Origin of the sequence: Actinophytocola sp. (assembly GCF_036555685.1) — a bacterium.
Lineage (GTDB): Bacteria > Actinomycetota > Actinomycetes > Mycobacteriales > Pseudonocardiaceae > Actinophytocola.
In genome coordinates, this window is sequence record NZ_DATBKY010000307.1 from 1 (window position 1) to 26,266 (window position 26,266).

Below are 26,266 nucleotides of genomic sequence, written 5' to 3' on the forward strand. Positions count from 1 at the left end.
CACGAGGTCACCGCCGGGCGGCAAGTACTCGAAAACATCCTGCCGCAGCACGAAGTACCCGCCGTTCTCCCACAGCGGCAGGTGGCTGACCGGGGTGATCCCGCCGACCATGCCGTCGACGCCCATCTCCACGCAGTGGAACGACGACTGCGGCGGCACGACCATCATCGACGCGCCCGCGTCGGACTGCTCGAACCGGTCGATCATGACGTCGAGCGGCGCGTCGGTGAGCACGTCGGCATAGTTGGCGAGGAACATCTCGTCGCCGTCGAGGTGCTCGCGTACCCGGCGCAGCCGCTCACCGATCGCGGACTCGATGCCGGTCTGGATGAACGAGATCGACCAGTCGGCGATGTCGGTCGCGAGCAGCTCCGCCTTGCCGCCGCGCAGGACGAAGTCGTTGGAGATGGTCTCCTCGTAGTTGAGGAAGAAGTTCTTGATGTGGTGGGCCCCGTAGCCGAGGCACAGCACGAAGTCCTTGTGCCCGAAGTGGGCGTAGTAGCGCATCACGTGCCAGATGAGCGGCCGGGGACCGACCATGGCCATCGGCTTGGGCACGTCGTCGGCGGAGCCGTTGCGCATGCGCATCCCGTACCCGCCGCAGAACAGAACGACCTTCATGGCTTTACCTCAACGATCTCCAGGCGCGGGATGGGGAAGACGAGCCGGCCACCCCATTCGCCCACATAGGACAGTTGCTCGGTCAGCTCCGTGCGGAGGTTCCAGGGGAGCACGAGCACGTAGTCGGGCCGGTCCTCGGCGATGCGTTCCGGGGGCAGGATCGGGATCCGCGTGCCGGGCGTGAACCTGCCGTGCTTGTAGGGGTTGCGATCGACGGTGTAGGCGAGCAGGTCGGGCCGGATGCCGCAGTGGTTGAGCAGGGTGTTGCCCTTGCCCGGCGCCCCGTAGCCGACCACGGTCTTGCCCTGGCTCGCGGCGAGGGTCAGGAAGCTCAGCAGCTCGCGGCGCACGGCGGCGACGCGGCGGGCGAACTCGGCGTAGCCGGCGAGCTCGTGCAGGCCGGCGGCCTTCTCGCGGGCGAGCACGTCGGTCACCCGGCGGCTGGGTTCGCCGGCGACCTCGGCCGGGCGGGCGAACAGCCGGATGGAGCCGCCGTGCGTGTCGACGAGCTCGACGTCGACGAGCGCGAGGCCGCCGCTCGCGAGCGCGCGCTGCGCGGACGCGACCGTGTAGTACTGGAAGTGCTCGTGGTAGATCGTGTCGTACTGGTTGCGCTCGAACAGGGTCAGCAGGTGCTGCACCTCGATCGACACCCAGCCGTCGTCCGCGACGAGGTTGCGCAGGCCCTGGGTGAAGCCCACGACGTCGGGGATGTGCGCGTAGACGTTGTTCGCGACGACGAGGTCCGCGGGCCCGTGCTCGGCGCGGACCGCGGCGCCGCTCTCGGGCGAGAGGAACTCGGTGAGCGTGTCGACGCCCTTCTCGCGCGCCGCGGCGCCGACGTTGACCGACGGCTCGATGCCGAGGCACCGGATGCCGGCCGCGACCACGTGCTGGAGCAGGTAGCCGTCGTTGCTCGCGACCTCGACGACGAACGAGTCGCGGTCGAGTCCGAACCGGACGGTCGAGTCGGCGACGAACCGGCGCGCGTGCTCGACCCACGAGGTGGAGAACGAGGAGAAGTAGGCGTACTCGGTGAAGGTGTCCTCGGGTGTGATCAGGGGCGGCAGCTGGGCGAGCCAGCAGCTGGTGCACACCCGCAGGTGCAGCGGGTAGGTCAGCTCCGGCTCGTCGAGCTGCGCCTCGGTGAGGAACAGCTCGCACGGCGGGGTGGCCCCCAGGTCGACCACGCTCACCAGGTCGGTCGAACCACACAAACGGCAGGTCATGTCAGTAAGCCCCCTGACCACCGAGCACCGCCCGGAAGGTCTTCCAAAGGATCATCGCGTCGAGCGCGAGCGACCAGTCCTCCACATAGCGCAGGTCCAACCGGACCGCCTCCTCCCAGGGCAGGTCGCTTCGACCGCTGACCTGCCACAACCCCGTCAAACCCGGCTTGACGAGCAGCCGGCGCCGCATGTCCGGCTCGTAGCGTGCGGACTCCTCCGGCAGCGGCGGCCGCGGTCCCACGAGGGACATGGCACCGGTGAGCACGTTGAACAGCTGCGGCAGCTCGTCGATCGAGTAGCGCCGCAGGAGCGCGCCGACCCGGGTGACCCGCGGGTCCTTGCGCATCTTGAACAGCACCCCGGCGCCCTCGTTGTCCGCGGCGAGCCCGGCCTTGCGCCGGTCGGCGTCGCGCACCATCGTGCGGAACTTGACGATGGTGAACTCCCGGCCGGACTTGCCGACGCGGCGCTGCGTGTAGAACGGGCCGCCGCGGGAGTCGATCATGATGGCGAGCGCGGCGAGGGTCATCACCGGCAGGCACATGAGGATCAGCAGACCCGAGCCGACCCGGTCGAAGATGCCCTTGATCACCCGGCGCATGCCGGTGAACACCGGGGCGCTCACGCGCAGCAGCGGCATCCCGAGCACGCCGCTGACGTGCAGCCGTGGACCGGCGACCTCCATGAGCGTGGGCGCGACGACCATCTCGGCGCCGCTGCCCTCCAGCCGCCAGGCCAGCTGCTGGAGGCGGCGCGGGGTCCAGTACGAGTCGGCGGTGACGGCGACGATGCGGTAGCCGCCGCGGCGGACGTGCTCGGCGACCTCGTCGAGCCGGCCGACCACGGACACGCCGTCGACGTGGTCGATGTCGCCGTGGTCGATGTCGCCGTGGCCGTTCGAGCCGTGGCCGTTCGAGCCGTGGCCGTTCGAGCCGTTGGTGTGGGCGGCGCCGGTGCCGTCGACCGTGCAGACGGCGGCGACCCGCCAGCCGATGTGCGAGGCGTCCTTGGTCCGGGTGATCAGGTCGCGGACGGTCTCCACGCTGCCGGCGGCCATGACGGGCAGCAGGCACTCGCCGCCCGCGCGGTGCCGGTGCAGGACCTGGCGGAGCAGGTAGCGGAAGAGCAGCGCCACCAGCGCGATCGACGGGACGACGATGAACACCCAGGGGCGTGCGGAGACGACGCCGGTGGCGAGCCCGGCGAGGCCGAGCGCCACGGCGGCCGCGAACATGCCGCGGCCGAGCCGGACGTACTCGTCGGCCCCCTGCCCGAGTGTCACGGAGTTCCAGGCGCGGTTCATGGCGAGCGAGACGAGCACGACGATCACGGTCAGGCCGCCGAGTACGAGGTCCTTGAACAGCGCGGCGCCGCCCATGCTGATCAGGCCGCCGACGATGAACGCGACGCAGAGCGTGACGAGTATGTCGGAGAGGATCACGTAGCGGCGGTAGGCCGGTTCCCAGCTCGCGACGGGCAGCTGGGTGGGTTCACCTGTGGGTAGCAGGCCAGAGTGGCGGTTGCCGGACAAGCCCCGCAAGATCGTCGGTCGTCGACGCGGGGCGCGTACTGTTTGGTCACTCATTGTGGTCCCCCCGGCCGAACGCATGCGCGTATGGCGGGTTGAAGGGCATCCCCGATGGCCCGGTGCGGTCCGATTCGCTTGCAGCGCAACGAATCGGTTTGCCCCTGCCAACCCGTTGTCGCGTTCTCTGATTCGTTCAGCGACGGGCCGCTGTTACACGGAGGGTGAGTCTCGTATCCCCCCGATCGGGGAGCACCACGCCCTGCACCTGGGGGGATCGAGTGTCAACGCGATCAATGCGGGTTGTCGGTCACACTTCGCGATCTGCGAGCGACCTCATGGCGGACCACATCTGGGGCCGTACCAAGGAGATCACGACGTCGTCACGCAAGTTGAAGGCCGCAAGGAGATCACTCCTAAGTGTCTCGACTCACGGAAAAGCCCCGAGCGGACGGGGTCCGTCGGGGCAGTGGCCAGGGGCGGGATCGAACCGCCGACCTACCGCTTTTCAGGCGGTCGCTCATACCAACTGAGCTACCTGGCCAGAAGATCAAGAGCCCCTGAGCACGAAGCCCAAGGGCCCAGACCTTCCGCGACCCAGACGGGACTCGAACCCGCGACCTTCGCCGTGACAGGGCGACGCGCTAACCAACTGCGCCACTGGGCCTTGCTGTTGTACGTGCTCCCAACGGGATTCGAACCCGCGCTGCCGCCTTGAAAGGGCGGAGTCCTAGGCCGCTAGACGATGGGAGCCCGGGTTGCCCGCTTGGAGCACGGAAAGCATAGGACACGACCCGCGGTCTCGACAAAGCGGGTATCCCTCCGTGCCGGCGCCGTGCTCCACGCGGACGTGCGGGCTCCTCGGCTACCTCTTGACCGGCGGGACGCCGTCCTCGCCGGGGATGAGACCGAGCATGTCGAGCAGCTCCTTGCAGTCCTCGACACTCTCCGCACTGTGCGCGACCGCCAGCTGCGCGCGGCGCACCTGTTCGTCGGAGACGCGCGAGCCGTCACCCGAGCGCTGGGCCGGCACACCCCCGAAGTTCAGCGAGGGGTCACGGGTGTCCTGCTGGAGCAGGAAGTCACGAACTTCGACCGGTCCGCTCATATCGCCGCCTCCCCGACCATCAAGGTATTGGCGGAGAGGCTATGAGACGCGGGGCACAGTCCACAGCCCCCCGAGGAGTGAATCCGAGTCCTACGGATAGTAGTCACCGGTGATGAGGGGGCCCGCCGCGTGACTGACGCCGATTGAGTGAAGGTCAACGAATCACTCGAACGGACGCACTCATATCGCTGCCGGCACCGGCGCGCGTACCGAGGGGACACCACGCTGACGGGTAACACCGATCGAGCTACTCGGCGACCTGCGGTAACGGCATTTCGGACAAGCCGACCCGTGTGGGCGACGCCGGCTGCGCGCACTGCGCCGCCTCGGTCTCCGCGGAACTGTCCGAACTGGACCAGGCGACCGACCGGCCGCGGGTCACCGGAGCCCTGGTCCCGGAAGGCCACCGCTGGCCGGCTGACGCTTCCCGCCGGCCACGGGCGACCCACGGCCACAAGATCACCGGGGCCCGATTCGCCGGTCCGCACGCCGGGCTCATCGGCACCAAGATCGCCGGCAGTCGGCGCGCGAACCCCGGCCGGCCGGCGCCGGACGCCGGCAACCGCGCCAGGTCCAAGATCACCACGCCACCGGCACGACACCGACCTGCCGACCGCCGCCGAGCCGCCCAACCCTCCGGTGGGGCGCGCCCGCTCGTTCCGCCGGCCGAACCCGTGGCGCGCAAGCGATTCCAGGCGCTCCGCCCCCACTGCCTTCGGGCCGGCGAACCCATGACACCCGTCGAAAGACACCCACCACGACTGCGGCGGACCGGTGGAAGAGTCCCCCTGTACCGCGCAAAGTAGGTGAATAGTTCTCTCAATTTTTCGCGCGTACCCACTCCCACGAAGCGCGTGCGCATGCAACAATCGACTCGCTGACACACCCCCGGTCAGCGCCTGTGGAGATCCCCTCCGGCCCCCGCGTTCCTCCCCCTGGCGCGGGGGCCTCTCCATGTGTGCAAGCTCAAACGCGACCTCGAACGTGCCGGTTGACGTGCGGCTTTAACACGATTACAGAGGGTACCGGAACCCTTACCGGCGAAAAGTGGCTGTCTTGCTTGGTAGCCCGCAACATATTCGTTACCCTCTCCAGGTGCTTTTCACAGGACGTAGCCGACCGAGCGGCAACGCGGCCGAAGAGGCCGCCCTTGCCGGACGCCATCGCACCGAGGTTCACGAGCAGGACGAGAACCTGCCTGACCACGAGCTGGAGTCCTACCTCGCGGCAATCTCTCCCGAAGGCGACCCCGAGTCCACCGGCTCCGGCCGGCGGTTCGGCGGCGCGCAGGTCTACCAGCTGCGCCTCCCGACCATGGCGAACGAGCGACTCCGCGAGCTCGCCGCATACCACCAGACCTCCCCGATGGCGCTCGCCCAGGAATGGGTCCTCCAACGCCTCGAGTGGGAGTCCCAGCAACTACACCGCCACTAGACGCAACGAAGGGCCCCGGTCGCGCCGACCGGGGCCCTTCGTCTCACGCAGTCAAACTAGAGCGCGCGCACGTTCGTGGCCTGGGGCCCCTTGGTGCCCTGCCCGACCTCGAACTCGACACGCTGGTTCTCTTCCAGGGTGCGGAAGCCCTTGCCCTGGATCTCCGAGTAGTGCACGAAGACATCGGCACCGCCGTCGTCGACCGCGATGAAGCCGAAGCCCTTCTCGGAGTTGAACCACTTCACAGTGCCCTGTGCCATCTACCTGCCTCCATCGCAGGATCAGCATGGGGTTACACCGTGCAACCCCGGCAGCCCCCGGGCGTTGCCCCCGCCAACCTCGACGAAAGACCAGCACGCCCGCGTTTTCGTTCCGCGAGCGTGGAAAGCACGAACACAGAAACTTGCGGCCTGCGCGATGGAGCCTATCGCGTAGAGCACTCGGAGCACTACCACTTGCATACGGCTGACTACCGTCCAGAGACGATCTCTGCAGGCAAAACGCGGGCGGACATTTGTGATCTGTGTCACATCTGGCCGAGCCAACGTCACACTGCGCAAAAGCGTCGAAAGAGGTGTGCAGAGGCTGGGGCATCGACAGGGGGACAACATGGGGGACAACATGGTTGGGATCAGGGGTCGCGGCGGTCACAGGAGGGCGGGGCGGCTGCTGGTCGTCCTGGGTGCCGTGACCGCCCTCGGACTCACCGCCTGCGGCTCGGACGACGACACCGCCCCCAAGCCGTGGCCGTCCGGAGCGGACGACCATCCGAAGGTCCAGGCCGCCCCGAAGCCGTCCGCCAAGATCGCGTTCCAGCCCGCCGCCGGCGCGCAGAACGTCAACCCGGCGGCACCCGCCAGGGTCACCGTCGCCGACGGCAAGATCGAGTCGCTGACCCTCACGAACCCGGCCGGCAAGAAGGTCATCGGCAAGCTCTCGCCGGACGCCACCAGCTGGACGGTCGGCGAACCGCTCGGCTTCAGCAAGAAGTACACCTGGTCCGGCACCGCGGTCGGTGCCGACGGCGAGCGCAAGGAGATCGCCGGCGCCTTCACGACCGTGACGCCTGACTACCTCGTCGACGCGTCGATCAACACCGGCGACGGCAAGACCTACGGCGTGGCCATGCCGATCGCGGTCACCTTCGACTCCGCGGTCGGGGACAAGGCGGCCGCGGAGCGCGCGATGGTCGTGCGGACTTCCGTGCCGGTGCAGGGTGCCTGGGCCTGGCTGGACGACCGGCGGGCGCACTGGCGGCCCAAGACCTACTGGCCGGCCGGCACCAGCGTCACCGTGAACCTCAACCTCTACGGGGTGTCCTACGGCGACGGCGTGTTCGGCGCGGACGACATGACCTCGCACTTCACGATCGGCCGCAACCAGGTCGTCAAGGCGAACGCGAAGACGCACCGGGTGCTGGTGTACCGCGGCGGCAAGCTGATCCAGAACTTCCCGGCGAGCATGGGCCTCGACTCCGACCCGGGCCGTGTCACCAACAGCGGCACGCACGTCGTGATGTCCAAGCACGAGACCTACAAGATGACGAACCCGAAGTACAAGTACTTCAACGTCGAGGTGCCGTGGGCGGTCCGGATCTCCAACAACGGCGAGTTCATCCACGGGTACGGCCCGTCGGTCTGGGCGCAGGGCAACACGAACGTCTCGCACGGCTGCGTGAACCTGTCCCCGGACAACGCCAAGGTCTACTTCGACGAGGCGCTCGTCGGTGATCCCGTGGAGGTCACGGGCACCGACAAGCAGCTCGACCCGGCCGACGGCGACTACTACGACTGGGCGATCCCCTGGGCGCAGTGGGTCGGGATGTCGGCGGCCGGCTGAGAGATGCGAGGCATAATGCCCGCCAGGTCAGGATCCGGCGGCGGGCGGGAGCACGCGATGCAGGGTGGGGCGGCACAACCCCGGCGGGTCCCGGCCAACCTGGAACGCCGGTTCGCCGCGCTGTCGGCCGTGCTCGGCTCCCCGCAGCCCGACGACGAGCCGCCGGGCGACGAGGAGGTGGCCGCCGGCTACCTCGTCGTCCGTGCCTCCGGGGCGAGCGCCGCCCGCCTCGCGATCGACGCGATCCGCCAGCCCGGCCTCGCCCGGGCCAAGGCCGAGCCGGACCAGATCCAGCTGCTCATGCGGGCCTCGCTGCCGCGCTACCTGCCGCCCGCCGGCGTGAGCCTCGAGTTCCCGGAGTGCGCGCTGCGGGCCCAGCCGGGCGACCGCGCGGGCCGGCACGGCACGGTGCTGCTGACGGTCGCGACCGGCAAGCTGTCGATCAGCTTCGGCGAGCTGCGGCCGCTGCTGTTCCGCCCGGTGCCGGTGGAACGGCCGCTGCAGACGCTTTTCGCGGCGGCCGTCGCGCACCTGCTCGTGGTCGCCGAGTCCCTCGACCAGCACGGGATCAAGCCATACCTGACGGGGCTCGCCGAGCTGGTGCTGCGCAGCGCGCTGCGCACCGAGCTCAACCGCGCGGACGCGATCGCCACCCGCCGCCGCGACGCGGTCGAGTACATCAAGGAGAACCTCGCCGACCCGGCACTGTCCGCGGACCGCATCGCGGACGCCCTGTTCATCTCACGCCGCCGCCTGTACCAGCTGTTCGACGACGGGGACGGGGTGTCCGGCCGCATCCGGCAGCTGCGCATCGACCGCTCGAAGGAGCTGCTTGGCGACCCGGCGCACGCGGTGAAGGGCATCGGCGAGATCTCCCGGCAGTGCGGTTTCGCCAACGCGGCGCACTTCTCCCGCACGTTCCGCAAGGTGGTCGGCGAGACCCCACGCGACTACCGCGACCGGATCCTGAAGGCTCAGTAGCGCCCGGCGCGGCCGGGGTCGGTCAGAAGACGGTCAGCCACAACAGGATCGCCGCGCCCACGATCACCAGCAGCGCGACCGAGATCGCGACGGAACCGAACCGCGTCTTGCGTTTCGGGCGCGCCGGCCGCTCCGGCGCCCGCTTCGGGCGCGAGGTCCGCGGGCGGCGGCGAGCCGGGCGGGTCGATTCGCGTGGGCCCGAACGGCGGTCCGCGCGGCGGATGATCGCCACCGCGCGTTCGAGGTCCGTGCGGTGGATCGTCTCCCCCGGGTGGGCGACGCGGTTGCGCGTGTCGCGGACGTGCTCGATGTCGCGCAGGCCGACGCCGAAGTGCGCGGCCAGCCGCCTGTTGTGCCGCGGGCCGTCCGCCACCGCGCGGGACATGCGCTCCCAGCCGGCCAGGATCCGGGCGCCCAGCTCCGCGTCGGAGGCCGTGCGGCCCGCGGGCGTCTTCGACACGGCTTCCTCCACGCGGCAGGCGACTAGGTCGTCGTCGAGACGCGCATTCTAGGGTCGGGTGCCGCCACCTCGAAGTCCACCGAGGACACGAGCTGGCCCAGCACGCCGGCGAGCTCCAGCCAGCCCCGGCCAGTCGTGGAGTGCAGCGTGAACACGGCCATCCGCCGGCCAAGCGGGTCGATCACCACCGCCTGCAGCTGGCAGCCGGCCGACGGCGCGTCGCGGGACGGGCCCTCCACCAGGATCCGCTCGGCGATCACCACCGGATAGCCGCGTTCGGTCCGGGACTCGGTCACCTCGCGGATGTCCGGGCCGCCACCGTCGGACAGGTAGTGCCGCAGCTCCGCCGCCGCGTCGGGGCCCAGCGGCACGTCCGCGGTCACGACCATGCCGACCAGGATCGCCGGGTCCGCGTCCGGATGTGTCACCACCGCCACCAGGCCCGCGCCGTTCGCGTGCGCCAGCTCGGCGGCGTCGCGCGCGGCGAGGGCGACCCCCGGGTCGTGCTCGGCCTCCCGGCCGCGGACCTGGATGATCGCGGCCGCCAGCGCGCGCTCGGTCGCCTCGACAGACTGCACTGACACCGGCGTGACGCCCTGGATGGCGGCGAGCTTCACGAGTCCGCCCGCAGCGGGGTCTCGCCGAACACGATCAGCTCGCCGGAGGGTCTCAGCCCGCCCGAGAAACCACTGGAAAGCGTCTCGGCCAGCGCGGCCGGCGCACCGCCGGGCACCTCGTCGACCTCCGCGCCGAGCGGCCGCAGCAACGCGCCCAGCGCGGCGGAGGTCCGCGACGCCTGGCCCAGCACGCCGGCGAGTGCCCGGATCTCCGGCCGCTCGGCGGCGCGGTGCATCGGGGGCGAGCCGGAGGAGGCCAGCTCGTCGGCCACCTCGTCGGCCGCGCGCCGGTGCTCGCGCTCGAGCGCGTGGGCCTCGTCCAGCACCTCGTTGAGCCGCGCCTCGAGGTCCGCGACCCGGTTCGTGGCGCCGGTCAGCTCGATGCTCGCGCCGGCCGCCAGGCTCGGGGTGGCGGCGAGGTCGAGCGCGTTCTGCTTGTCCGACATGACATCCCGCGCGTCGGCGAGCCGGCGGCGCAGGCGCACGGCCGTCGTGTCGAGGTCCTCGGCGCGCCGCTGGTTGTCCGCTAGCGTGCGGGCCCAGCGCTCCAGCACGGCGACCGCGTCACGCAGCCGGCGCTGGGTCGCGTCGAAGTCCGACGGCGTGGCGCGCAGCCGGTCGCGGAACGTCTCCGCCGCGTCGCCCTGCCAGCCTGCCGAGTGCCGCTCGGCGTCGCGCAGTGCCGGTTCGACCGTGCCGAGCGCCGAGCCGGCGGACGTGAGCTGCGCGATCACCGCGTGCACCGCGTCCAGCCGCCCGGGTGTGGGATCGAACTCCAGTCCGCGGTACGTGCTCACCAGCGGTCACCCCCCGCGCGCCGCAGCGTCTCGGCGGTGTCCTCGTCGAGCGAGGCGTAGCCGCCGCGAATGGACTCGACCAGGGCGGCGTCGTCGCTGACCGCCTGGAGCACGCCCGCGAGCTCCGTGCGGGTGTCGGCGATCAGCACGCCGGCGACCGCGTCGAGCCGGCCGGGGCCGAGCCCCGAGCAGCCCTCCAGCCGGTCCACCGCGGCCGACACCGCCTCCGCGGCGGAGCCCAGGACACCCGCGGTGACCCCGATGGCGGCCAGATCGGCCTCGAACCCGGACAACGGCCGCCTCCTCGACTCGAGTTACGCGCCGAACACCGGAGGATAGGCGGGCGGCAGATCGTCGAACAGGTCGAGGCCCTCGTCGTACTTGTTGGTGTGCTCGCCGTCCTCTTCGCCGTTCGCGCCGTGGCCGAGCGGCATGCCGCCGAACGCCCCCGCGCCGCCGCGGGCACCGGCGGCACCGGGCACGACCCCGCCCGGACCGGCGCCGAGGACACCGCCCGCGCCGCGTGCGGCCAGCGCACCGGCGCCCATCTCGGCCGCGGCACCCGCGCCACCCGCGGCGGCGGCACCACCCGGGAAGCCGGTCCCGAAGCCGGAACCGCCGCGCAGGGCGTCCGCGCCGCCGTTGAGGCTGCCGGGGCCGCCGCCGAAGCTGGTCGGCCCGTTCAGGCCGTTGCCGCCCGGCCCGGTCCCGCCCGGAGCGAACGGGTCGACGAAGCCCTGGGCCGACGTCGAGCCGTTGCCACTCGGCGACGAGCCGGAGACACCGCTGCCGGCGGGCGGGAAGCCAGCCGAGCCCGGGCCGAAGCCCGCCCCGCCACCGCCGTCGCTCACGCCGCCCGGCGAGGCCGGCGGCACCCACGCCTGCTGTGGCTTGGTCCCGTCGCTGTCGGTGAAGTGCGGCATCCGGGTGTGGACGTCCTTGCTCTCCGCCTCGTAGGCCTCCATTACCGCCACGGCCTCTTCCTTGCGGGCCCGCGCCTCCTGGTGGCTGACCAGCGCGTCGGTCGTGAGCGCCTTGAGCATGATCGCGTCAGCCGGGCCACCGGTCGTCATGACCGTGTAGCCGTCCCGGAACCGCTCCTCGGCGGTCGCGAACCCGGGCGGTGGCATGTTCCGCTGCGCCTGCTGGACCGCGTCGGTGTACTGCGACATGTTCGCGGCGACCGTGCCGGCCGTGTGGCTCGCGTCGCTCGCCCACTGCATGAGGCGGGTCGTCGAGGCGCCCGCGCTGACCGAGGCCGGGCCCTGCCAGACACCCAGTGCCTGCTCCATGATCGACTGGATCTCGGCGGTGGTATTCTCGATCTTGCCGGACAGATCCTTCCACTTCTCCGCCCGGACGTACATCTGGTGCGGCTTGGCCTTCATGATCATGTTGTAGAGCTCGTAGTGCTGGTAGACCTTCCAGTTGGCCTTGCCGAAATGTCCGGGCAGCCGGTTCTTCCGCTTCGTCGTCGTGTGGTGGTGCCGCTCCGCCTTCTGCTCGTCGGTCAGATGATGCTTCTCACCGAAGGTCTTGTGCATGCGGTCGCGGTTGTAGTCGTCAGGTGCGTGGTTCATCCCTCGACCCCCTCCTGGTTCGCGAGCCGCTGGAAGCGCGCACCGGCATACCCGTCGACGCCCCGGTAGGTGGCCAACGTGCTGTTAAGCGCGTCGATGGTCCCGTCGATCTCGTCGAGGTACTGCTGGAGGATGCCCTGGACGCCCTCCTCCGCGTCGGCGCGCTGGAGGAAGGCCTTGCGCATCGGTCCGGTGACCGGGCTCGTTCCGTCGTGCAGCGGCCCCATCAGCTCGACCGCCTCCGTCTGGTGCCCGGCCAGCTCGTCACGCAGCTGCTGCAGCCGGCCGGTGAGCCTGCCGAGCTCGTCGTAGTCGGCGACGAGGCCGTCCATGTTCTGCCCGGACGCGCCGTGCGTGTGCAGCGCGCCCGCGTGGATGTCGGGCCCGGTCTTGCCCGGCCGAACCTTCTTGTGCTCCGCGGACAGATGCTTCGCCTCCGTGAAGCTGTCCACCCTCTCGCGCCCCATGGGCTAATCCTCCACCCCGGTTCCCAGCCTGTCGCGACCAGCCTGGCCATACTGTCGTGAGCGGGCCACCAAATCCAGCACGGTGTGCACAACTGGTCACATTCGTGACTCAGCTGAACAAGCGTGCCGGCAACAGCAACCTGGCCAGCTCGTCGGCCAGCGCGGACGAGCGTTCCAGTGCCGGCGTCACCACGTCCAGCACCGAAGGGATGCTTTCCTCGCCGGTCCGCTCCGGCCGTTCCTGTTCGATGTCGCACCTCCTCGGTTCGTTCCATTGGAGCCCCGGGCCCCGCGGCGGCCCCAGGGCGGCTGCTCAGCGGGGCACGCCGACGGCTCAGCGGGTCAACATCGCCGCCGAACTACGCTGGTCGCGTGAGTCGAGTACCTCCGCGCTGGCCTCCGGTCGAGGTCGAGCTCCCCGACCGGCACCCGGACGCCCCACCGCCGGGCAGCAAGCTCGGACCGCACTACGCGTACTGCTTCGGCTGCGGCGACGAGGTCGAGCACGGGCTGCACCTGCAGACCGAGACAGGCGAGGAGCAGACGATCCTCGCCCAGTTCACCGTCACCGAGGCCCACCAGGGCGCGCCGGGCCTCGCCCACGGCGGCCTGCTGGCCTGCGCGTTCGACGAGGCGCTCGGGTCGACGGTCGGGCAGCTGCTGCGCCGCCCCGCGGTTACCGGCAAGCTCGAGACGGACTTCCTCAAGCCGGTGCCGGTCGGCTCGACGCTGCACATCGTGGGCCGGCTCGACGGGATCGCCGGCCGCAAGGTGTACGCGAGCGCCGAGGGCCGGCTGAACGCGCCGGACGGGCCGGTCGCGCTGCGGGCGCGTGCGCTGTTCGTGACCGTCGAGTTCAGCCACTTCGTCGAGCACGGGCGCGCGGAGGACCTGCACGCGGTCGCCGCGAACCCGGAACTGCTGCGGGAACGCCGCTTCGACATCAACCCGTAGGAGCGGCCATGTTCGGCCTGATCCTCGGCGCGGTGTTCGCGCTGATGCACTGGTACCTGTGGAAGCGGCTGGTCAAGGACACGACCCGGCCGGGCCGCGTGCGCCGCGTGGCGACGGTCGCGACCGTGGTGCTGGCACTGCTGGTGATCGCGACGCTGACGCTCGGCCGCGAGGTCGACCCGGACGCCGGGCAGTGGTTCGCCTGGCCCGGGTACGTCTGGTTCGCGCTGCTGTTCTACCTGTTCCTGATCACGCTGCTGCTGGAGCTGCCGCGGCTAGCGCTGCGCGGCTGGGTGCGCCGCCGCCCGCTCGAGGCGACGGCCGCGACGTCCACCGAACCGCCGTCCGCGCCTGCGGTCGCCGACCCGGGCCGGCGGCTGTTCCTCGCCCGGGGCGTCGGCCTGGTGGCCGGGGTCGCGTCGGCGTCGCTCGTCGGCACCGGCATGGTGACCGCGCTGGGCACGCCGGACCTGCTGCGGGTGCGCGTCCCGCTGCGCCGGCTGGACCCGTCGCTCGCCGGCTTCCGGATCGCGGTCGTGAGCGACCTCCACCTCAGCGCGCTGCTGCGCCGCTCGCACACCGAGCGGATCGTGTCGATGATCAACGAGTCGGCCCCGGACCTGGTGGCGATCGTCGGCGACCTGGCCGACGGCACGGTCGCCGACCTCGGCGACGCGGCCGCGCCGCTCGCGGACCTCGCGCCGCGCGAGGGCAGCTTCTTCGTGACCGGCAACCACGAGTACTTCGTCGACCCGGACGGCTGGGTGCGCGAGCTGGCGCGGCTGGGCGTGCACACCCTGCGCAACGAACGCACGACGATCACCCGCGGCGGCGCGTCGTTCGACCTGGCCGGCGTGACCGACGTGAACGGCCGCTCCCACGACGATGCCCCGGACTTCGACCGCGCGCTGGCCGGGCGGGCCGCGGAAAGCCCGGTCGTGCTGCTGGCCCACCAGCCGGTGCAGGTCTCGGAGGCCGCCGAGCGCGGCGTGGACCTGCAGCTGTCCGGTCACACCCACGGGGGCCAGATGTACCCGTTCCACTACGTGGTCGCGGCCGCGCAGCCCTCGCTGGCCGGCCTGTCCAAGGTGGACGACACGTGGCTGTACGTGACGCGCGGCGCGGGCTTCTGGGGCCCGCCGGTCCGCATCGGCGCATCCCCGGACATCACGCTCATCGAGCTGGAAGCCTGACCTGTCCACAACCCGCACGCTTGTCCACAGCACGCGGCTGACCACCCCTTTTGTCAGCCCTCCCCGGTAGACTGACGGTCACGAGGGGTGCCCCCGGAGAGGGCGGGGGCTTACGTTTCTTGTGTTCTGCACGCGCGTGCGTGCGCGTACGCGAGCGGGCGCGGGGGCGGCGCGTTGGTCGAACCGGTGCGCGGGCAGGCGCGGCGGCGGGTGCGCTGATAGAACCGTGGTGTGCGCAAGCTTCTCCTGCTTTTCCCGCTCGCCGCGGGCGCCGTCGTGGCTCGTGCCTTTCTCCGGGTGCGCCGGCCGGCGGTCAACAGTCCCGCGGCCGTCGTCGCCCACGGGCTTGCGGGCAGCCCGCGCGTCGTGTGTCTCGGTGCCAGCACCGTGCGCGGCAACGTCAGCTTCAACTTCGTCGACGAGCTCGCCGCCCGGCTGCCCGACCGGCAGTGGATCAACGCGGGCATGAACGGCGACACCTCCGCCCAGATCCTCGCCCGGCTCGACGACGTCGTCGCCTGCCGGCCCGACCACGTCGTCGTGCAGGTCGGGGCCAACGACGTGCTGAAGGAGGTCTCGCTCGATACTTACGAGGCCAACCTCACCGCGATCGTGCGCCGGCTACGGGCGGAGACCGGCGCCCACGTGGCGCTGATGTCGATCCAGGTCGTCGGCGACCGGCCCGACGCCGGTGTCAACCGCGAGTTGGACCGCGTCAACGCGATCATCCGGCGCGCGGCACAGGAGCACGACGTCGCCTACCTGCCCCTGAACGAGCGGCTGCGCGACATGCTCCGCGAGCATCCCGGCACCGGCCGCGACCTCCCCGGGTCGATGATGCCGGTCATCCGCGGGATCGTGCTCCGCCTCGGGCTCGGCGTCGGGCTCGACCGGATCGGCCGGCTGAACGGCTACGCCATCCACACCGACGGGCTGCACCTCGCGACCCCGGCCGGCATGGTCGCGGCCGGGCTCGTCGAGGAGTTCGTGCTCAGGTGACGGTGCGCGGACGGATCGCGTTCGCCTTGTCGACCAGCTCGTGCCGCTGCTCCGGCGTGCTCGCCAGCCGCGCCAGCGCCCGGTAGCAACGTTCCAGCCCGAAGCGCAGCTCCCGCTCCGACAGCCGGCAGCCGAGCACCGCCCGCGAGTCCGAGCCGACGCCGACCGCACCGGGCCGCCCGGCCCGCACCCAGCCGTACGCCGCCTCCAGCACCTCCGCCGACAGCGTCGTGCGCCGCTCCGCGTCCAGTGCCAGCCGCTCCAGCCGACGGGCCGCGTCGTGCAGGTCGTGCTCGCCCACCTGCAGGTTCGCCCCCGTCTTGATCTTGATGGCGGCGACCTGCGCGTTGACGTGGTGGCTGGACGTCTCCGGCACCTGCTCCAGCACCTCGATCGCGCTGACCCGCGCGCCCTGCGCCAGGTACATCCGGGCCAGGCCGAACGCGGCGCTGACCCACGAGTGGTCGGTCCGCCAGACCAGCTCGTAGTACCGGGCCGCCCAGAAGAAGTTCCCGGCGTACTCCGCGCTGGCCGCGAGCGCGAGCTTCGGCGGGAGCTCGCCCGGCACCGCGTCGTAGACCTTGTCGAACGCGGCCGCCGCGTCGAGCGGGCGCCGGGTCGCGAGCGCGATGAGGCCCTCGTACCAGTCGGGCCGCCAGTCCGCGGGGTCGGTGACCAGCTTGCGCGCGGCCTCCAGCTCCGCGCCGGCGGCACGCATGTCGCCCAGCTCCAGCCGGGCGCGGACCATGCGCAGCCGCACCTCGATGGAGTCCTGCGGCGCGGACGCCAGCGCGGCGACCATCTCCGCCGGCTCGGTCGCGGTGATGCTCGCGAGCGTGCTGGCCGCGTGGTCGTCGGTGTCGACCATCGGCAGCGGCAGGATCGACGCGACCTCCTGCGGGTCGGGCGAGGGCAGCGAGCCGTGCTCGCCGACGACCATGCCGGAGCCGAACGTCCGCGTCTCGATCGCGAACACCGTCGACAGGCCGGGCCGCGGCCGCCCGGTGCCGAGCGCCATGACCTCGCGCAGCACGCCCGTCAGCTGGTCGGCCATCTCCTCCGCGGAGGCGAACCGCTGGACGGGATCCTTGTGCGTGGCGCGCTTGAGGACCCGGTAGTACGAGCCGAACAGCGCGAAGAGCGGCTCCTCCTCCGGGCCGGGCAGCGTGTACTTGTGCCTTGTCGTGTACCCGGAGAACTCGATCGACAGCACGGCGAGCGTGCGGCCGACGGTGTAGAGGTCGGACGCCACCGACGCGCCCTCGGTGGCCAGCTCCGGCGCGGCGTAGCCGAGGGTGAAGAACAGGGGGCTCTCGTAGTCGTCGGCCTGCCGCACGGCGCCGAGGTCGATGAGCTTGAGCTGCTCGCCGGACTGGATCACGTTGTCCGGCTTGAGGTCGCAGTACAGCATGTCGACGGAGTGCAGGTACCCGATCGCGGGCAGGATCTCCAGGCCGTACGCGATGACCTGCCCGATCGGCAGCGGCTCGGCGCGGCCGGTCTGGCGGTGGTGGGAGAGCGCGAGCTGGCGCAGCGACTGGCCGCCGACGTACTCCATGACGATGTAGCCGGCGAGGGTGCCGGTCTTCGGGTCCGGGTGCTGGACGAAGTTGTAGATCCGCACGACGTTCGGGTGCTCCACCTCGGCCAGGAACCGCCGCTCGGCCACCGCGCTCGCCATCGACGTGGCGTCGCCGGTGTCGATCATGCCCTTGAGCACGACCCACCGGTCGGACACGTTGTGGTCCTTGGCGAGGTAGATCCAGCCGAGGCCGCCGTAGGCGAGGCAGCCCAGGACCTCGTACTGCCCGCTGACGAGGTCGCCGCTGAACAGCCGGGGCCGGAAGTTGAACGGGGTGCCGCAGTCGGGGCACTCGCCCTCGGGCGGGCCGGGCCGGCCGTCCACGCCGCGGCCGACCTCGGCGCCGCAGTTGGAGCAGAACCGCTTGTTCTCGCTGACGACCGGGTCCTTCAGCACGGCCGACGCGGGGTCCTTGACCGGCACGACCGGCACCTCGACCAGCCCCGCACCGAGCCGCCCGCGGCTGGCCGCGCGCGAGGACGTGCGCCGCCCGGTGGGGAACGAGCTCGACCCGGTGCCGTGCGGGCTCTCCTTCTCGGGCTCGGCCAGCGCGGCGGCGGGCGCCGCGTCGTCGGGGGCCGCTGCGGGGGCGGCGGGCGGTGGTTCGATGGTGAGCGTCGGCGGGGTTTCGCCGAGCACGCTCGTGGGGAGCGGGTCGTCCTCGCCGAGCGCGGGCTCCATGCGCGTGCCCGGCTCGCGCGGCAGCACGTTCGGCATGGGAATGTTCTGGCCCCACAACGGCGGCGCGCCCGGATCGGCCGCTGTGGACTGTCCGGATGGGACATTCGGCGGCGGGGCCGGTCGCACGGACGAGGTGGGTTGCTCCGAGGCGAACTGCTGGCCCGGCTGGCCTGGTGGCACCTGCCCGGGTGGCCGCGAGTGCGGACCGGGCTGCGCCGGGAACTGTTGCGGCTCGCCGGAACTCGGCTGCCACACCGGCCCCGGCTGGGCCTGCGGGCTGCGCAGCTGCGTCACCTGCGACGTCCATCGGCGGCCCTCCTGGTCGGCCTGGTGGCGGCCACCGGTGGACTCGGACTCCGATCCGGCGGCCGGCTCGTGCCCGGAGTGATGCCGCCCCGGCGGTTGCCCTTGCACGGCACGGGTTTGCGGCTCCACCTCCGCCGGCCCGTGCTCCTCGTACGGCGGCGGCCCGGACGGCTCACCCGCCGCCCGCGGTTCCTGCTCGCTCGACTCGGGGTCGGGCGCCGGCCCGTCCGAAGGAGGCTCCCCCAAGTGCCCGGCCGCGTCGTGCGGCGGCGGTTCTGGCGCCGGATCGGGTGCCGGCGCCTGCGCCTGCTCGCGGGCGTCGGCCCACGGCAGGGCCTGGCTCGGCCGCCCCGAAATCGTTTGCCCGGCCGGTTCCGGCGCTGCCGGGGACGGCGCCTCCGGCCGCCGGTGCGCCCCGCCCGCCCGGACGCTCGCCTCGTCGACGGCCCGGAACCAGCCGGACCCGCCGCCCGCCGACTCCCGCAGCCTGGACGCCTGCTCCTCCGCCATCCGCCGCAGGCGCGCGGCCTCCTCGCCCGCCGACGTGGGCACGGCGATGCCGCACTCCCGGCAGTTGCCGTTGACCACCTCACCGGGGCAGCCCGGTCGCGGGCAGTTGATCATCCCCACCTCAGTCCCGGTACCTCGGCGCAGGCGGCTTCGGGCGCGGTTCGCCGGTGCGACCCAGCCACCGGTCGTAGCTCTGCGCCCACGCGCCACTCGCCACGGACTGCTCCAGCACCCCGTTGACGAACCGCACCATGTCCTCGTTTCCCTTGGGAATCCCGATGCCGTACGGCTCCTGGGTGAACCGCGGCCCGGCCATCTTCACGTTCGGGTCCTGCGCGACCATGCCGGACAGGATGGTGTCGTCGGTCGACATCGCCTCGACCTGGCCCTGCTGCAACATGACGAGGCAGTCCGACCAGTTGTCGACCTGCACGGGGATCGGGTTCGCCTTGTGGTCGGCGATCGTCTTGATCGACGTGGATCCCTTGGCGGCACACACCTTCTTGCCGCCGAGCTGGTCCAGGCTCGTCACCTTCGACGCGCGGTCGACCAGCAGGCGCTGGCCCGCCGTGTAGTAGATGGCCGAGAAGTCGATGTCCTGCCAGCGCACGCACGTGGCGGTCATCGTGCGCACGACGACGTCCACCTGCTTCTTCTTCAGCGCGTCGATCCGGCCGGCCGAGGTCACCACCTTGAACTGGACCTTGTTCTCGTCGCCGAAGATCGCCTTCGCGATCTCCCGCACCCGGTCGATGTCGAAGCCCTCGAGCGCGTTCGTGTTCGGGTTGCGGAAGCCGAAGAGGAAGGTGTTCTGGTCGACGCCCGCCACCAGCTTGCCGTTCGCCTTGATCTTCGCCATCGTCGTGCCCTGCGGCATCTGGCCGGGCGGCGGCATCGGGGTCAGCGGGCGGAAGCTCGCGGTCGGGTCGCAGTTCGGCGCGGGTGCCGCGGACGTGGACGGGGGCGCCGGGTTCTCCTCCGCGCCGACCGGGGCGGGCCGCTCCACGCTGTCCACAGTGGCCAGGTCGACCGGCCGGCCACCACTCGCGCAACCCGTCACGCCGACGAGCAGCAACGCCAGCATCGCGACGCGGTTCGCCCTGACCCTCACCGGTACTCCTGCAGTCGTTCTCGGATCCCCATTGTCACCCCGGCCGCGGCCACGAGCGTCAACACCGCGACCCCGGGCACCAGCGCGGTCATCGCGGTGCTCGCCGCGTTGGTCTCGTCGACGAACACCACGCGACCGTCGTCGATCGCGCGGCTCAGGTTCCCGTCCAGGTCGTTGAAGGCGACCGCCGCGCCGTCCTTCGCGCTGCCGATCGCGAGCGCCACCGCGTCCTGGTACGAGCCGCCGTCGTCGAGCTCGCGCACCCGGTCGTGCGCCTCGAGCCAGTTGCGGACGTTCTGGCGGGCGGCGTCGAGCGTGTCGCCGTTCGCGGCGAGCTGCTGGGCCCGCACGAGCAGGCTGCCGCCGCCGGAGACGTCGTCGGAGAGCTTCTTGAACTCCGTCTCGTACTCGCCGCCGTCGCCGCGCGCGACCAGCGTCAGCGTCTCGTTCGCGCGCATCTTCAGCGCGGTGATGCGGGCCTGCACGGCGAGCTCGACCTGCCGGGTACCGGAGTCGTGCCCGCTCGCGACCTTGCTCGCCTCGACCAGCAGCACGAACGTGCCCCACACGAGCCCGAGAAGCACCGCGATCGTGGCCACCAGCAGCCCGACGTTGAGCAGCCGGTTCGTCCGCCGGGTCAGGTACATCTGCGCGGCGAGGAGCGCGACGAGCAACACCAGCACCAGGCCGGCAGTGACCCAGGGGAACGAGCGGGCCTGCTCCTGCTCGTCGGCGAGCCGCTGGAAGTCGATGGAGTACAGCTCCTGTGCGGCGGGCAGCAGCTTCGCGCGCATTAGGCCGGACGCCTCGCGCAGGTACGCGGCCCCGGCCGGGTAGCCCTGCCGGTTGTAGGCACGCGCGGTCTCGACGAGCCCGGTGTACACGGGCAGCTGCTGGGAGAGCTCGTCGACCTGCGCCTGCGCCCCCGGATCACCGGCGACGTCCGCGGACGCCTTCGCCAGGTTCGCACCGGCCTGCGCGATGTCGAGCTCGTAGCGGTCCCGCAGCTCGCGCGGCGGCGTGCCGCCGGAGAGGAACGCGCTGGCGGCGGTCGCGTCTGCGTCGGACAGCGAGCGGTAGATCTGCTGGGACGCGGCGGCGACCGGCTCGCGGTGGGCGATCAGGTTGTCGATCGTGGCCTGCTTCTGTTGCAGGGCGACGACCCCGACGATGCCGGTCACGAGCGACAGCACGACCAGCCCGACGCCGATGACGAACAGCCGGCCCGGGGTGCTCGCCGCCGAGCGGCGGACGCGGCGCACGGCGGTGCCCGGCAGGCCCCGGACGCGCCTGCGGCCGGCGGCGTGCGTCGGGTGCGTCGGGTGCGTCGACGGCTCCGGTGGCGAAACGGTCACCATGGGTGATCCCGACGCAGTCTCCACGCCGGCAGAGTCAACACCACGGGGTCCCTCGCCACGTCCGCTTTCCCCTCGCAGTTACCGCCATGTGATTTGCAAACGAACCTAGTGCAGCGGGGATCGTCACGGCCACCGCCCGCGGCACCGCGCACGTTCCAGTCTCGTCACGGCCCGTGATCGGCACGCAGGGTGATGGCGGCGGCTTCCTGATCTCCGCGTAGTCGCTCGGTTGCGCTCTGGCGTTTCGTCGGATCGTCTGTCAATCTCAGAATGCGTGCCCACACACCCCAAATGCCAGGTGGAGAAAATGGACAACCGCCCCAATCTGCAGCAAGTTGCCACGTTTTGCGGCGAGTGCAGCTGCGGCTGCCCGACGCTGTGGGTTGACCCGGATGCCATGCCGAGCCAGCGTGTGGAGATCACCGACGACTTCGGCCAGCGGATCCAGATGAGCCTCGCCCAGCTCGCGAACATCGTGGCGGACGCGAAGAGCGGCGTGCTGGACAACCTGCTCCGCAAGGCCGGCTGAGCCCGAGCGGTGCACGCCGAGGTCGGCCTCCGCTGGACCGGCACCGTCGCGTTCCTCGCGGTGGCCGGCTACAGCGTGGCCCGGCTCGCCGCCGCGCACCGCGCACCGGCCGGCTATCCGGGCCGGCACCGGGCCGTCGACGTCGCACACGTACTGATGGGCGCCGGGATGTCGGCGATGGCCTCCCCGGTCGGTGGCCCGCTGCCGTCGCCGGCCTGGCAGACGATCTTCCTGTTGCTCGGCGCCTGGTTCGCGGGCTCGTGGTGGCACGAGCGCCGGACCGGCCGCCCGGCGTACGACGGGATGGGCTGGCACGGCACCGGGCTGCACCACACGGTCGCCGCGCTCGCCATGGTCTACATGCTCGCCGCGATGCCCCACGCGGGCCATGACACCGGGCATGACACCGGGCACGACACCGGGCCCGACACCGGGCCCGACACCGGGGTCTGGCTCACCGGCCACGCCGGACCGGGCGTCGCGCTGCCCCTGGTGGGCTGGGGCCTGGTGGCGTACTTCGGGGGGTCGGCCGTGGTGCTGGTCGCCAGGACGGACTGGCGGCCGGCACCGCGCGCCACCGCGCCGTCGATCCTTCTCGCGCCGCGGCTCACCGCGACCTGCCAGGCGACGATGGCCCTGGGCAACGGTTACCTGCTGCTCGCGATGCTGGGCTGAGTCGCGGGCGTCCGCTGCGGCACCCGCTCCGCCGCGAGCGCGAGCAGCCACCCGCTCCACAGCACGTAGCCGACGAAGTTTGCGAGGTCGGCACCCGGCACGGAAAGCGGCACGAGCACGCCACACGCGACGAGCGCGGCGCTCGCGATGCCGAGCACCGCGGTGACCCGGCCGAAGTGCCGGCCGGTGAGCTCGCGCACCACCAGCACGGTGAACACGGCCGTGGCCGCATAGCCGACCGTCTCGCCGATCGCCCGGCCGAGCACGAGGTTGAGCGTGTGGAAGGTGTCCGGGTCGTGCACGAACGGCACGACCAGCGGCCAGCGCGCCAGCCCGGCGACCTGGACGGCCGCGGCGAAGACTCCCGTGGCGGCGATCGCCCGGCCGGCGCGCGGCGTGCGCGCCCATCTGCCCAGCAGCACGCCGATGGGCGCCAGCAGCGCCGCGCTGACAAGCAGCAGCGTGAACAGCGCGACCACGGCGGGGCGGTGGGCGGCGAACGACGCCAGCACGTCGGCCGGCGGCTCGTCGAGCACGTCGGGATAGTCGAATACCTTGCCCAGCCCCAGGAACGCGAGGTTGGCGCCGACCGCACCACTGATGAGCAGGGCGGCGAAGGCGTGGGGGCGGCGGAGACGGATCGACATGACGGCACTCCTAAACTCTGTACGGTGTACAAACTTTGGACACTGTATCATGTTTTCTCGTGGGTGCCAGGGGTCCTCAGCCACGGCTTTCCGTCGAGCAGGTCGTCACGGCCGCGATCGAGGTGCTCGACGCCGGTGAGCAGGTGTCGGTGCGTGCGGTCGCGGGCCGCCTCGACGTCCGGCCGAACACGATCTACACGTACCTGCCGGACAAGTCCGCGCTCGACAGCGCGGTCGCCGACCGGCTGCTCGAGATGGCCGGCCTGGACCTGCTGGCGGGCCGCCGCGCGTGGCGGCGGCGGATCGCGGACTACGCGGTCGCCCTGCGGACCGTCCTGCTCGAGCGGCCCGGCGCGATCTCGCTGTTCCACTCGGCGCCGATGAACGGCGCGGCCGCGCTGACCGTCGGCGAGCGGCTGCTGGACGCCTTCGGCCACGCCGGGCTGTGCGACGAGGACTCGTCACGGGCCTCGTACGCGGTGATGACCTACGTGCTGGGCGCGATCGCACTGTCCGACGCGGACGCCGGCACCGAGCCGGAGCGGGCGGCGCGCCTCGCCGCGGTGCCCGCCGCGGCGTTCCCCCGCATCGCGCGGACCGCCCCGGTCGCGGCGACCTGGAACGGCGAGAAGCAGTTCCGGTGGGGCCTGGATCAGCTGCTGGACGGGCTCGTCAGTCGCTGAGCCCGAGGAACGTGGCCATGATGCGGGCCTGGTGGTCGAACCAGGTGGCGAGGTCGGTGATCGTGTTGTGGAAGCGGCCGAAGAGCTCGAAGCTGACCGCGCCGAACAGCTCGGTCCACGCGATGAGCGCGCGGACCATGGCCTCCTCGCCGACGTCCGGGGCGACGACGTCGCGGACCCGGCGCACCTCGGCCGAAAGGCTGGTCGGCGGCGGCACGGGCGCGCGGCCGGCGAGCGCGCCCGCGTTGTGCGCGTCGTTGAGGATCTCGCCGAGCACGACGACGGGCCGGATCGAGGGCTCGACCGTGTCCTGCGGCGCGGCGTAGCCGGGCACCGGGCTGCCGTAGATCAGCGCGTACTCGTGCGGCTGGGCGACCGCCCAGTCCCGGACCGCGTGCGCCACGGCGAGCCAGCGGCCGAGGAAGTCCGAGCGGTCCGCGACGGCCGCGCCGGCCACCTCGCTGGCCTCGCCGAGCGAGTTGTACGCGTCGAGGATCAGCGCGGTGAGCAGGTCGTCCCGGCTGGCGAAGTAGCGGTAGACCGCCGAGGACACCATGCCCATCTCGCGCGCGACGGCTCGCAGCGACAGGTCGCTGCCGGTCTCCGCGAGCTGCCGGCGGGCGGCGTTCTTGATCTCCTCGACCATCTCCGCCCGCACGCGAGCACGGATGGATCCCGCGGTTCGCTCTGCCATGGCGCAGAGTATCGCACACATTCGAGAGCAGTGCTCTTGACAAAGAGCGGACCGCAGACGACTATTGGCCCGAATCGAGAGCACCGCTCTCAAACGAGAGATAGGAACCTCCCATGGCACTTCACGTGATCGTCGGCGCGGGCCCGGTCGGCACCGCCACCGCCACGCTGCTGGCCGGGCGCGGCGAGCAGGTCAGAGTCGTCACCCGCAGCGGCAGCGGCCCCGCGCACCCGTCGGTGGAGCGCGTGGCCGCGGACGCGACGGACGCCGAGCGGCTGTCGAAGCTCACCGCCGGCGCGGTCGCGCTCTACAACTGCGCGAACCCGCAGTACCACCGCTGGCTGACCGACTGGCCGCCCATCGCGTCGTCGCTGCTCACGGCTGCGGAGCACAGCGGCGCGGTGCTGGCGTCGGCGGGCAACCTGTACGGCTACGGCGAGGTCGGCGCGCCGATCACGCCGGACACGCCGCTCGCCGCGACCCACCCGAAGCTCAAGCTGCGTGCGGACATGTGGCGCGACGCGCTGGCCGCGCACGAGGCCGGCCGCATCCGCGCGACCGAGGTCCGGGCGAGCGACTACATCGAGGCGAACTCGATCTTCAGCCTGGCGCTGGCGAAGCCGCTGCGGGCGGGCAAGCGGGCGTACGTGCCGGCGCCGCTCGACGTCGCGCACAGCTGGTCCTCGATCGCGGACGTGGCCCGCACCCTGACCACGGTGGCGACCTCGGAGCAGGCTTGGGGCAAGGCGTGGCTGGTCCCGACGAACCCGCCGCTGACGATCCGCGAGCTGGCCAAGCGGTTCGCCGCGGTCCACGGGCTGCCGGCGGCGAAGGTCTCGCGGCTGCCCTATGCCGTGCTGTGGACGGCGGGCGTCTTCTCCCCGATGCTGCGCGAGCTGCGCACCACGCAGTACCAGTTCAACCGCCCGTTCGTGATCGACAGCTCGCGCACCGAGCGCACCTTCGACCTCGAGCCCACCGACCTCGACACCGCCCTGAAGAACGTCCGCGGCTGACCTGGCCGCCGTCACGGCTGGTTCAGGCCCGCCAGCTGCTCGGCGACCTGGTGGATCCACTCCTGCGACCACGTCAGCTCGCCCGACCGCAGCGCCTCGACCAGCCCGTTGACCCACCGCAGCTCCGCCTCGCGAACCGCCAGGATGTACTCGTCGTCCAGGCGGAACAGGCGCGGCAGCTCCGGGAAGGCGGCCAGCCCGGCCCGTGCGCGCCGGGGAGGGCTTCCCGGCGGGCGAGATCATCGACGCCACCGAGCACGTCTTCTCCGGCTCGAACACCTACGACTTCCCGACGGTGCCGGTGTGGCACCGCGGTCGCATGATCATCATCGGCGACGCGGCCCACGCCACCTCGCCCGCGTCCGGCCAGGGCGCCTCGATGGCACTGGAGGACGCGGTGACGCTGGCGAAGTGCCTGCGGGACCTGCCGGCCGCGTACACCGCCTACGAGAACCTGCGCCGCAAGCGGGTGGAACGCGTTGTGGCACAAGGGAAGCGCAACGGCGACGGCAAGGCCTGGACCGGATCGGCCGGCTGCTCCTGCCGATCGTGTTCAAGCTCGTGGCCAGGTACGGCGGCAGGCAGGGCTGGCCCTACGGCCACCGCATCGAGTGGGACGAGCGGATCGGCGTCTGAGGGGCCCGAGGGGATCGGGGTGGTGGGGGGGGGG

At 71.7% G+C, this 26,266-nt stretch carries 27 protein-coding genes and 3 tRNA genes; 11 read left to right on the forward strand and 19 right to left on the reverse strand.

Annotated features, from left to right (window positions below; all coding sequences use genetic code 11):
* The 7 genes from VH969_RS32430 to VH969_RS32460 all read right to left on the reverse strand — a co-directional run.
* Positions 1-621: glycosyltransferase family protein (locus VH969_RS32430; protein WP_331981405.1), on the reverse strand; the 621-nt coding region annotated here is incomplete at its 3' end.
* Positions 618-1,850, reverse strand: coding sequence for a class I SAM-dependent methyltransferase (locus VH969_RS32435; RefSeq protein WP_331981408.1), 1,233 nt, complete (start codon positions 1,848-1,850; stop codon positions 618-620). The genes VH969_RS32435 and VH969_RS32430, both read right to left, overlap by 4 nt.
* Position 1,851: 1 nt before the next feature.
* Positions 1,852-3,435, reverse strand: a complete 1,584-nt coding sequence (locus VH969_RS32440) for a sugar transferase (protein WP_414638648.1) — start codon at positions 3,433-3,435, stop codon at positions 1,852-1,854.
* A 410-nt stretch (positions 3,436-3,845) separates the two neighbouring features.
* A tRNA-Phe gene (locus tag VH969_RS32445) sits at positions 3,846-3,919 on the reverse strand.
* A 49-nt stretch (positions 3,920-3,968) separates the two neighbouring features.
* Positions 3,969-4,042: transfer RNA gene (locus VH969_RS32450), tRNA-Asp, on the reverse strand.
* Between the two features lie 13 nt (positions 4,043-4,055).
* Positions 4,056-4,128: transfer RNA gene (locus VH969_RS32455), tRNA-Glu, on the reverse strand.
* Between the two features lie 112 nt (positions 4,129-4,240).
* Complete coding sequence (locus VH969_RS32460) at positions 4,241-4,483, reverse strand: hypothetical protein (RefSeq protein WP_331981413.1); 243 nt, start codon at positions 4,481-4,483, stop codon at positions 4,241-4,243.
* 1,095 nt (positions 4,484-5,578) lie between these two features.
* On the opposite strand from VH969_RS32460, the gene VH969_RS32465 reads away from it, so the two are divergent.
* The gene (locus tag VH969_RS32465) at positions 5,579-5,917 is read left to right on the forward strand and encodes a hypothetical protein (RefSeq protein WP_331981416.1); all 339 of its coding nucleotides are present in this window, start codon (positions 5,579-5,581) and stop codon (positions 5,915-5,917) included.
* 56 nt (positions 5,918-5,973) lie between these two features.
* Here VH969_RS32465 and VH969_RS32470 read toward each other — a convergent pair whose 3' ends face one another.
* Complete coding sequence (locus tag VH969_RS32470) at positions 5,974-6,177, reverse strand: cold-shock protein (RefSeq protein WP_075127229.1); 204 nt, start codon at positions 6,175-6,177, stop codon at positions 5,974-5,976.
* A 361-nt stretch (positions 6,178-6,538) separates the two neighbouring features.
* On the opposite strand from VH969_RS32470, the gene VH969_RS32475 reads away from it, so the two are divergent.
* Together VH969_RS32475 and VH969_RS32480 are read left to right on the forward strand one after the other, a co-directional pair.
* A complete protein-coding gene (locus tag VH969_RS32475; RefSeq protein ID WP_414638649.1) occupies positions 6,539-7,756 on the forward strand; it encodes a L,D-transpeptidase in 1,218 nt (405 codons plus the stop codon).
* Positions 7,757-7,813: 57 nt separating this feature from the next.
* Complete coding sequence (locus VH969_RS32480) at positions 7,814-8,737, forward strand: helix-turn-helix transcriptional regulator (protein ID WP_331981426.1); 924 nt, start codon at positions 7,814-7,816, stop codon at positions 8,735-8,737.
* A gap of 22 nt (positions 8,738-8,759) precedes the next feature.
* Here VH969_RS32480 and VH969_RS32485 read toward each other — a convergent pair whose 3' ends face one another.
* Genes VH969_RS32485 through VH969_RS32510 form a run of 6 tightly spaced genes read right to left on the reverse strand, consistent with a single transcriptional unit; the run spans position 8,760 to position 12,658 of the window.
* Entirely contained in the window at positions 8,760-9,197 is a 438-nt protein-coding gene (locus tag VH969_RS32485; protein ID WP_331981429.1) for a hypothetical protein, read from the reverse strand.
* 23 nt (positions 9,198-9,220) lie between these two features.
* Positions 9,221-9,781 (reverse strand): hypothetical protein, encoded by a 561-nt coding sequence (locus tag VH969_RS32490; protein ID WP_331981432.1) that lies wholly within the window; start codon positions 9,779-9,781, stop codon positions 9,221-9,223.
* A 29-nt stretch (positions 9,782-9,810) separates the two neighbouring features.
* Complete coding sequence (locus VH969_RS32495; protein WP_331981435.1) at positions 9,811-10,611, reverse strand: putative T7SS-secreted protein; 801 nt, start codon at positions 10,609-10,611, stop codon at positions 9,811-9,813.
* A complete protein-coding gene (locus VH969_RS32500) occupies positions 10,608-10,904 on the reverse strand; it encodes a hypothetical protein (RefSeq protein ID WP_331981438.1) in 297 nt (98 codons plus the stop codon). Before VH969_RS32500 ends, VH969_RS32495 begins: the two co-directional genes overlap by 4 nt.
* A gap of 21 nt (positions 10,905-10,925) precedes the next feature.
* The gene (locus VH969_RS32505) at positions 10,926-12,191 is read right to left on the reverse strand and encodes a PPE domain-containing protein (protein ID WP_331981442.1); all 1,266 of its coding nucleotides are present in this window, start codon (positions 12,189-12,191) and stop codon (positions 10,926-10,928) included.
* Positions 12,188-12,658 (reverse strand): hypothetical protein, encoded by a 471-nt coding sequence (locus VH969_RS32510; protein WP_331981445.1) that lies wholly within the window; start codon positions 12,656-12,658, stop codon positions 12,188-12,190. The genes VH969_RS32505 and VH969_RS32510 overlap by 4 nt, the downstream gene beginning before the upstream one ends.
* A 372-nt stretch (positions 12,659-13,030) precedes the next feature.
* On the opposite strand from VH969_RS32510, the gene VH969_RS32515 reads away from it, so the two are divergent.
* The 3 genes from VH969_RS32515 to VH969_RS32525 all read left to right on the forward strand — a co-directional run bounded on the left by VH969_RS32515 (position 13,031) and on the right by VH969_RS32525 (position 15,804).
* Complete coding sequence (locus VH969_RS32515) at positions 13,031-13,612, forward strand: PaaI family thioesterase (RefSeq protein WP_331981448.1); 582 nt, start codon at positions 13,031-13,033, stop codon at positions 13,610-13,612.
* Positions 13,613-13,620: 8 nt separating this feature from the next.
* Positions 13,621-14,805, forward strand: coding sequence for a metallophosphoesterase (locus VH969_RS32520; RefSeq protein ID WP_331981450.1), 1,185 nt, complete (start codon positions 13,621-13,623; stop codon positions 14,803-14,805).
* Positions 14,806-15,036: 231 nt separating this feature from the next.
* A complete protein-coding gene (locus tag VH969_RS32525; protein ID WP_331981453.1) occupies positions 15,037-15,804 on the forward strand; it encodes an SGNH/GDSL hydrolase family protein in 768 nt (255 codons plus the stop codon).
* Here the strand turns inward: VH969_RS32525 and VH969_RS32530 are convergent.
* From VH969_RS32530 to VH969_RS32540, 3 genes are all read right to left on the reverse strand, one after another.
* Positions 15,797-18,067 carry a serine/threonine-protein kinase gene (locus tag VH969_RS32530; protein ID WP_331981479.1) on the reverse strand — a complete coding sequence of 757 codons (2,271 nt, stop codon included), beginning with the start codon at positions 18,065-18,067 and terminating at the stop codon, positions 15,797-15,799. The genes VH969_RS32525 and VH969_RS32530 overlap by 8 nt on opposite strands.
* A 937-nt stretch (positions 18,068-19,004) precedes the next feature.
* Positions 19,005-19,967, reverse strand: coding sequence for a glutamate ABC transporter substrate-binding protein (locus tag VH969_RS32535; RefSeq protein ID WP_414638651.1), 963 nt, complete (start codon positions 19,965-19,967; stop codon positions 19,005-19,007).
* A 23-nt stretch (positions 19,968-19,990) separates the two neighbouring features.
* Entirely contained in the window at positions 19,991-21,352 is a 1,362-nt protein-coding gene (locus VH969_RS32540) for a GlnX family signal transduction membrane protein (protein ID WP_331981459.1), read from the reverse strand.
* 397 nt (positions 21,353-21,749) lie between these two features.
* Between VH969_RS32540 and VH969_RS32545 the strand changes: the two genes are divergently transcribed.
* Complete coding sequence (locus VH969_RS32545; protein ID WP_331981461.1) at positions 21,750-21,881, forward strand: hypothetical protein; 132 nt, start codon at positions 21,750-21,752, stop codon at positions 21,879-21,881.
* Between the two features lie 9 nt (positions 21,882-21,890).
* Positions 21,891-22,556, forward strand: a complete 666-nt coding sequence (locus VH969_RS32550; RefSeq protein WP_331981464.1) for a DUF5134 domain-containing protein — start codon at positions 21,891-21,893, stop codon at positions 22,554-22,556.
* On the opposite strand, the gene VH969_RS32555 is transcribed toward VH969_RS32550, so the two are convergent.
* Complete coding sequence (locus VH969_RS32555) at positions 22,529-23,203, reverse strand: DUF4386 family protein (RefSeq protein WP_331981467.1); 675 nt, start codon at positions 23,201-23,203, stop codon at positions 22,529-22,531. The two genes, VH969_RS32550 and VH969_RS32555, sit on opposite strands and share 28 nt — an antisense overlap.
* 59 nt (positions 23,204-23,262) lie before the next feature.
* Here VH969_RS32555 and VH969_RS32560 point away from each other — a divergent pair, with 59 nt between their 5' ends.
* On the forward strand, positions 23,263-23,886 hold the full coding sequence (locus tag VH969_RS32560) for a TetR/AcrR family transcriptional regulator (RefSeq protein ID WP_331981470.1): 624 nt from the start codon (positions 23,263-23,265) through the stop codon (positions 23,884-23,886).
* On the opposite strand, the gene VH969_RS32565 is transcribed toward VH969_RS32560, so the two are convergent.
* The gene (locus tag VH969_RS32565) at positions 23,876-24,580 is read right to left on the reverse strand and encodes a TetR/AcrR family transcriptional regulator (protein WP_331981473.1); all 705 of its coding nucleotides are present in this window, start codon (positions 24,578-24,580) and stop codon (positions 23,876-23,878) included. The genes VH969_RS32560 and VH969_RS32565 overlap by 11 nt on opposite strands.
* 113 nt (positions 24,581-24,693) lie before the next feature.
* Here VH969_RS32565 and VH969_RS32570 point away from each other — a divergent pair, with 113 nt between their 5' ends.
* Together VH969_RS32570 and VH969_RS32575 are read left to right on the forward strand one after the other, a co-directional pair.
* Complete coding sequence (locus tag VH969_RS32570) at positions 24,694-25,596, forward strand: NAD-dependent epimerase/dehydratase family protein (RefSeq protein ID WP_331981476.1); 903 nt, start codon at positions 24,694-24,696, stop codon at positions 25,594-25,596.
* Positions 25,597-25,801: 205 nt separating this feature from the next.
* Positions 25,802-26,266, forward strand: a 465-nt coding sequence (locus VH969_RS32575; protein WP_414638650.1) for an FAD-dependent monooxygenase, incomplete at its 3' end; no start/stop codon positions are given.